This is a genomic window from Frankia tisae, assembly GCF_025403405.1.
Lineage (GTDB): Bacteria > Actinomycetota > Actinomycetes > Frankiales > Frankiaceae > Frankia > Frankia tisai.
The window spans coordinates 1-423 of record NZ_JANEZT010000843.1 but is presented as its reverse complement, the minus strand read 5'-3'; the positions used below and the strand labels follow the sequence as shown (position 1 = coordinate 423).

1 protein-coding gene is annotated in these 423 nt (G+C 67.6%); it reads left to right on the top strand.

Annotated elements, in window-relative coordinates; translation table 11 throughout:
- Positions 1-423: ATP-binding cassette domain-containing protein (locus tag NBZ85_RS31935; RefSeq protein WP_261563522.1), on the top strand; the 423-nt coding region annotated here is incomplete at both ends.

Sequence of the window (423 nt, the reverse complement as noted above, 5' to 3'; positions counted from 1 at the left end):
GGTCAAGACCTTCGGTGAGAACACTGCTGTCGACGGCATCGACCTGACTATCCCGCGAGGCGGGATCTACGGTGTGCTGGGCCCCAACGGGGCTGGCAAGACCACCGCGATCCGTATGCTCGCCACCCTGCTGCGCCCGGATGCGGGCGAGGCCCGGGTGTTGGGCCATGACGTCTTCGCCGAACCCAAGACCATCCGCGAGAAGATCGCGCTGACCGGCCAGTTCGCCTCCCTGGACGAGGACCTCACGGGGATCGAGAACCTGATCCTGCTGGGTCGGCTGCTCGGCTTCTCCAAGTCCGCGGCCCGGCGTCGCGGCCTGGATCTGCTGGAGGCCTTCGGGCTCTCCGAAGCGGCCGACCGTCAGGTCAAGAAGTTCTCCGGCGGTATGCGCCGCCGCCTGGACATCGCCGGGTCGCTGAT